We start from the raw sequence: 6,323 nt of genomic DNA on the forward strand, positions 1-6,323 counted from the left end.
ATTTTAATCAAGTAAAAGCTGAAACTTTGCCTCTCTTTGAAAAGATAGAGAAATGGGAAGAGGAAGCTCAAGCCATCGTTCATAAAATCGCAATTTTCCCAAATCAAATTAAAAATACAAAAGATAACCTCGAGATTATGATTTTGCATAGCTATTTTCATGATGTCAGGAAAAAGAGGTTTATGGAACTATACCAGTCAGTTATGTATAACTTAGATCTCGTCATAAATGATGAAAAATAAATATAACTTATGTATAATAATGAGTACTAAAATTAGGTTAAGGGAGAATTATTAGATGGAGCAAAGTCAGTTAGTACAGTCGGCAAAAGAGATGTTAGACAAAGCATTTGTACCTTACTCTAAATTTCCAGTCGGCGCAGCACTATTGACGAAAGATGGTAAAGTGTATCTAGGGTGTAATATTGAAAATGCGGCATACCCTGTGACTTGTTGTGCTGAACGTGTCGCGATCTTCAAGGCTGTTTCAGAAGGCGAAAGAGAATTCGAAGCCCTAGCGGTTATAGCGAACACAGAACGCCCCGTGCCGCCTTGTGGTTCTTGTAGACAAGTTATGAGCGAATTTTTCGATCCTAATATGAAAGTTTATATTACAAGTAAAGGCATGGAAGTGAAAGAAACAACAGTTCAGGAGTTGTTACCATTTTCATTTACACCTGATGATTTAGAGTCGGGAAGCGAATAGTTTGAAATGAATTGAATACAATTTAGTAAGATTTTAAAAGAGCTAGTCAAAACTAGCTCTTTTTTTGATATACTATATAATATGGAGAAGAAATCTTTAACAATTACCGGTTATAAACCACACGAATTGAATATATTTAATGAACAAGATACTAAAATTACAGTTATTAAAGAAGCGATTAAAAGAAGACTTGTTCCACATCTTGAAGAAGGGTTAGAATGGGTAGTTATTTCTGGACAACCTGGTGTTGAAATGTGGGCATTTGACGTGATTCAATCGCTGAAACCTGATTATCATGTTAAAATAGCTGTAATACCACCTTTTGTTAATCAAGATAAAGTATGGAATGAAGAAAAACAGAGAAAATATCAACAAATGATCTCACAAGCTGACTTCTCTAAACCTTTAAGTGAAAATGAATATGAAAGCCCTAAGCAGTATCAAACGCGTGATCGTTGGTTGATCGAAAAGACAGATGGGTGCATGATCTTATTTGAAGAGGAGTATGGTGGTTCACCTAAGTTTTTCCATCGTTTAGTGACACAATATGAAGAACAGCATGATTATGAAATCACTGTTATTAATTCTTTTGAATTAGAAGATGTGGCACGGGACCTACAAGAATCCGGCCAGTTAGAATAAAAGATTGAGGGGGATGTTCATGATGAAGAAAGCACAATTAACGAACCAAGAAATTTTGGACAAAGAGTTTAAAACTTCGATGAGAGGTTATAATCAAGATGAGGTTGACGAATTTTTAGATGTTGTCATTCAAGACTATGATTACTTTGAAAAAGAGGTTGTACGTTTAAATGAAGAATTAGAAAGGCTGAAGAATGCAACAGGGTCTAACACTAATTCTACATATCAAAACAACCAAAGTCGTTCACAAGTTAATGCTGATGTACTTCAAAGGTTATCTAATTTAGAAAAAGCTGTTTTCGGTAGAAAGCGCACTGAGTAATTGCCAATTATTGCACTAGCAAACAATGTTCTACTGTGCTATAATGTTTTATTCGGGCATAGGTAAGAGTTCATAAATGTCTATGTAATCGCTCAAATGACTCATTTGAGAGGAAAGTCCATGCTCACACGAGCTGAGATGCTCGTAGTGTTCGTGCTTGACAAAACAATAAGTCAAGGTAGCTACAATGAGGTAGCTAACGGCAGGAAAATGACCTATAGCTTTCAAGGTATGGTCAGATTACCTTTAAAGTGCCACAGTGACGAACTTAATTGGAAACAATTAAGGTGGAACGCGGTAAACCCCACGAGTGAGCAACCCAAATTATGGTAGGGGCACTTTTTGCAGGGAATTCAACCTAGCAAAAAGACAAGTGATCTTTCACTTGTAGATAGATGATTACGCCTGGAGTACGAGGTTGACCGCCGTTTGCAGTACAATAGGACAGAACATGGCTTACAAGACATTTATGGGTCACTTTTACCTATGCCTTATTTTATAAATAATTGTACATAATAAAGCTTACTATTGGTTTGAAAGGACTGTCTTATAGTGACAACAAATGATGTAACACTAATTGCAACAGCTGCCATGGGTTTAGAGACTTTAGTGAAAAGTGAAGTTATGGACCTTGGTTATACAGATGTTAAAAGTGAAAACGGTAAAATTACATATAAAGCAGATTATAAAGGAATTGCGCGAAGTAATTTATGGCTTAGAACAGCTGACCGCGTTAAATTGCTGATTGGAGAGTTTAACGCTTATAGCTTCGACGAATTATTCGAACAAACAAAAGCATTACCTTGGGAAGACTGGCTACCTGAAGATGCTTTTATCCATGTTGTTGGTAAGTCACATAAATCAACATTATATTCAGTGCCAGATTGTCAGTCAATCGTAAAGAAAGCAATCGTATCACGACTACAAGATCAGTATAAAATTTATACGAACCTTGAAGAGTCTGGTGTTCGTTACAAAGTTGAAGTAGCTATTTTAAAAGATAAAGTAACGTTAACGATTGACACAACAGGTGCAGGACTTCATAAGCGAGGTTATCGTATAGAGCAAGGTGAAGCCCCGCTTAAACAGACGTTAGCCGCTTCATTAGTTAAACTTACGAATTGGACACCTGATCAACCGTTTGTCGACCCTTTCACAGGCTCAGGGACGATCGCGATTGAGGCTGCTTTAATTGGTCAAAATATTGCACCAGGTTTTAACCGAGAGTTTGCAGCTGAAGAGTGGGAATTTTTACCTCCGAATATATGGGATGAAGCACTTGAAGAAGCTGAAGACTTGGCGAATTATGATCGACCATTAGACATTCAAGGTTTTGACGTTGATCACAGAGCTATAGAAATGGCGCAAAATAATTCGTTAGAAGCTGGCCTTGCTGATTTAGTCAAATGGAAGCAAATGAATGTAAAAGACTTCAAACCACAAACAGACGTCGGCTATTTAGTTGGAAACCCACCTTATGGTGAAAGGTTAAAAGATCGACCAGAAGTTGAGTCTATATATAAAGCACTTGGTGGCATTATGAAGGACTATCCAAAATGGAGCGTCTATGTGATGACTTCCCATGAAAATTTCGAACAACATTATGGTACAACAGCTTCTAAGAAGAGGAAGTTATTTAATGGGTTTATTAAAACTGACTACTATCAGTTTTTCGGAAAGAAAAAATAATGATGGATCTCGAAGCCTCGGCATAAAACCGAGGCTTTTTTTGATTGGTTGAATAAAACTATACGTTTAGTTCTAAGGTGGAAGGGGTAACTTAAATAAAAAAAGGATGAAACTTCCATGGCGGTTATTGCCTCAGTTGGTACATCAGTTCCTCAGCATAAATTTACTCAGACATTTGCCAAAGATGTCGTTAGTGGACTAACACAAACTAATTCTTTGAAGAAGTACTTATCAGTATTTGATGAAGCAGCAATTGAAGAAAGGTATTTCGCTACAGGTGAGGATTGGTTTAAAACGAATCATGGGTTAGAAAAACGTCATAAGTTGTGGCTTGAAGAAGGGGTTAAACTAGCTAAAGAAGCTGTTTGGCGTTGTTTAGGTGATGACTTCGAACTGAATGATGTTGACGCTGTCGTTTCTGTTACGAGTACAGGTATATTAACACCATCGATGGAAGTTCATCTTTTAAACGAATTAAACTTTTCTCCTTACATAAAACGCATGCCACTTTTCGGGCTAGGTTGTGCTGGAGGTGCCATTGGTTTATCAAGAGCATTTGATTATTTAAAAGGGAATCCAGAACAAGCTGTATTACTTATTTCGTGTGAATTAGCTTCAGTAGCGTTTCACCCTCAAAATTTAAAACCCAAAGACATCGTAGGGGCAGCCATTTTTAGCGATGGGGCAGCGGCTACGTTACTCCTTGGTGAAAAACACCCAAAAGTAAATAATTTAACTAGAAAAATGATCGTTAAGGCAACGGATTCTAAAGTGAAGCATCATTCGATGAACGTCATGGGGTGGGATGTGAAAGATGATGGGTTTCATGTCATTTTTGATGTAACGATCCCGAAGTTAATTGAACCGTTCTGGAAACCACATGTAGACCGTTTATTGAAGACCCACAACCTTTCATTAGAAGAAGTAAAACATATTGTGGCACACCCAGGTGGTAGAAAAATTATAGAAGAAATTGAACGGTTAACTCCTAATCCGAATCTACTCAAACCTTCCAGAAATGTCTTGAAACAGTATGGAAATATGTCATCTCCAACAGTGCTGTTTGTTTTACAAGAAGTGATGGAACAGAAAGATTTAGAAAAAGGGTATGCCTTATTGTCGGCATTAGGGCCAGGGTTTGCTTCTGAAGTTGTTTTAATGGAGGTTATTTAAATGTTCTACATACTATTGTTAATATATTTAATTAGCTTAAGATTGTTGGAGCTAGCAATTGCTAAGTCGAATGCACGTTTTCAAATAGATCGTGGAGCGGTTGTTGTAAAAGATCGCTACTATCCGTTAATTGTAACTGTTCATGTGTTTTTTATTATCAGCTTAATCATTGAAAGCTATGTGTCACACCAATTTAATCATTCTTTATCCTTTAGTTTGTTCGTTGTTTTTATAATTTTGCAAGTTTTAAGATTTTGGGTTATTTTATCTTTAGGACGTTATTGGAATACTAAAGTGATTATTAATCCAAACGGAGGACGATTAGTTAAAAAAGGATTATATAGGTATGTTAAACACCCTAATTATTGGGTTGTATTTTTCGAACTGTTAACCATTCCGTTGTTATTTGGTGCTTATATAACCGCTGCCATTTTTCCGCTTGCGCATGTGTTGTTAATGACAAAACGTATACCGTTAGAAAATGAAGCTTTAAGGAAATATACTCAAGTAAAATAAGTTAAAAAGGGTGGGGGATTATGCTTGTTTCGGCTCAAGAAGCTAAAACGATGTATGAAGAATTAGGTGGTACTTTTGTTGACTGTCGATTTGACTTACAGGATGATCAACTTGGCTTTCAAAATTACGAAGCGTTTCACTTACCAGGTGCTATTTATTTTCATTTAGAGCAAGATTTAAGCGGTCCAGTAGAGAAAACAGGGGGAAGGCATCCGCTACCGGATTTAGACTCTTTTGTACATACACTTAAGTCGAAAGGAATCGATGATGAAACGGTATTAATCGCATATGATGATAACCATGCTTTTGCCTGTCGATTTGCGTGGATGATGAAAGCGATTGGTCATCAGCAGGTATATATATTAAATGGAGGAATTAAAGCTTGGCGAAATATGGAGTACCCTTTTAGTACTGAACAAATAGAAAAACCTGCGGTAACAAGCGGACAAAATTGGCGATTTAATGAAAACTTTATTGCAACTCAAGATTATGTGAGGCGTCATATAGAAGATGATCAAATAGCATTAATTGACTCGAGAAATTATGAACGATTTATTGGAAAGGTAGAACCTATTGATTTTAAAGCAGGTCACATTCCTTCTGCTAAAAATTTTGATTGGATGAATTTGTTTAAAGAAGATGGGTTGTTTAAACATGAAGATGAATTAAAAACTTACTTTCGTTCCCTAGAGATGTACGAAGAAATTATCGTTTATTGTGGGTCTGGCGTTACAGCTGCTCCGAATGTGATTGCATTATGGGAAGCAGGTTATGATCACGTAAAGTTATATGTAGGTAGTTTTAGTGACTGGATTACAAATGAAGAAAATGAAGTCATGACTTTTGAAGAGGAATAAAGTGGTTCAAAGTCAAAGGTTGGTGTGCCTGTTTGGGGCACTCTTTATTTATGACATGTGTCCTTGTACATGTTTATACAGATGAAGTAATAACCCTCGGCGCAATCATCAAAGCACTTCGGGCAAGGTGATTTGTGGCATTAATAACCACATTCATGAAAACAAACTATTGTAGGTCGATTAAATAAGCGGTTGTGTTTAACCTCATGGAGTTAGTTTTTTTGTTAAAGCACTGAGTTGGTTTCAGGTGAGGAGCGAAGGTGGCGACTCCAGGTCGGCTAAAAGCGGTCACGTCCTGTGACCAACGCCGACATTAGACCGTCCGGGTCGTCACGGGAACAGCACGAGTCTCGAGACCCCACAGGCCCCGCTTTTTGGGCCGAGTGATGCACCTGCGTCTACAAGCAATGCTCCGAAGC

Annotated in this window: 8 protein-coding genes and 1 other RNA gene; all 9 read left to right on the forward strand. The window is 37.3% G+C overall.

Going from position 1 to position 6,323, the window contains the following annotated elements:
- On the forward strand, positions 1-242 hold a 242-nt coding region (locus A194_RS0113825), incomplete at its 5' end, for a DUF1798 family protein (protein ID WP_017187406.1).
- 55 nt (positions 243-297) lie between these two features.
- Positions 298-705, forward strand: coding sequence for a cytidine deaminase (locus A194_RS0113830; protein ID WP_017187407.1), 408 nt, complete (start codon positions 298-300; stop codon positions 703-705).
- An 81-nt stretch (positions 706-786) separates the two neighbouring features.
- Positions 787-1,347, forward strand: a complete 561-nt coding sequence (locus A194_RS0113835; protein WP_017187408.1) for an SLOG family protein — start codon at positions 787-789, stop codon at positions 1,345-1,347.
- A 19-nt stretch (positions 1,348-1,366) separates the two neighbouring features.
- Entirely contained in the window at positions 1,367-1,669 is a 303-nt protein-coding gene (gpsB, locus tag A194_RS0113840; RefSeq protein WP_017187409.1) for a cell division regulator GpsB, read from the forward strand.
- A gap of 76 nt (positions 1,670-1,745) precedes the next feature.
- Positions 1,746-2,133, forward strand: an RNA gene (gene rnpB / locus A194_RS19895) — RNase P RNA component class B.
- Between the two features lie 88 nt (positions 2,134-2,221).
- The gene (locus tag A194_RS0113850) at positions 2,222-3,358 is read left to right on the forward strand and encodes a THUMP domain-containing class I SAM-dependent RNA methyltransferase (protein WP_017187411.1); all 1,137 of its coding nucleotides are present in this window, start codon (positions 2,222-2,224) and stop codon (positions 3,356-3,358) included.
- Between the two features lie 117 nt (positions 3,359-3,475).
- The gene (locus A194_RS0113855) at positions 3,476-4,531 is read left to right on the forward strand and encodes a type III polyketide synthase (RefSeq protein WP_017187412.1); all 1,056 of its coding nucleotides are present in this window, start codon (positions 3,476-3,478) and stop codon (positions 4,529-4,531) included.
- Positions 4,532-5,047 carry an isoprenylcysteine carboxyl methyltransferase family protein gene (locus tag A194_RS0113860; RefSeq protein ID WP_017187413.1) on the forward strand — a complete coding sequence of 172 codons (516 nt, stop codon included), beginning with the start codon at positions 4,532-4,534 and terminating at the stop codon, positions 5,045-5,047.
- Positions 5,048-5,067: 20 nt separating this feature from the next.
- Positions 5,068-5,904 carry a sulfurtransferase gene (locus A194_RS0113865; RefSeq protein ID WP_017187414.1) on the forward strand — a complete coding sequence of 279 codons (837 nt, stop codon included), beginning with the start codon at positions 5,068-5,070 and terminating at the stop codon, positions 5,902-5,904.
- Positions 5,905-6,323: the final 419 nt, after the last annotated feature.

This window comes from Alkalibacillus haloalkaliphilus C5, from assembly GCF_000269905.1.
GTDB lineage: Bacteria > Bacillota > Bacilli > Bacillales > Alkalibacillaceae > Alkalibacillus > Alkalibacillus haloalkaliphilus_A.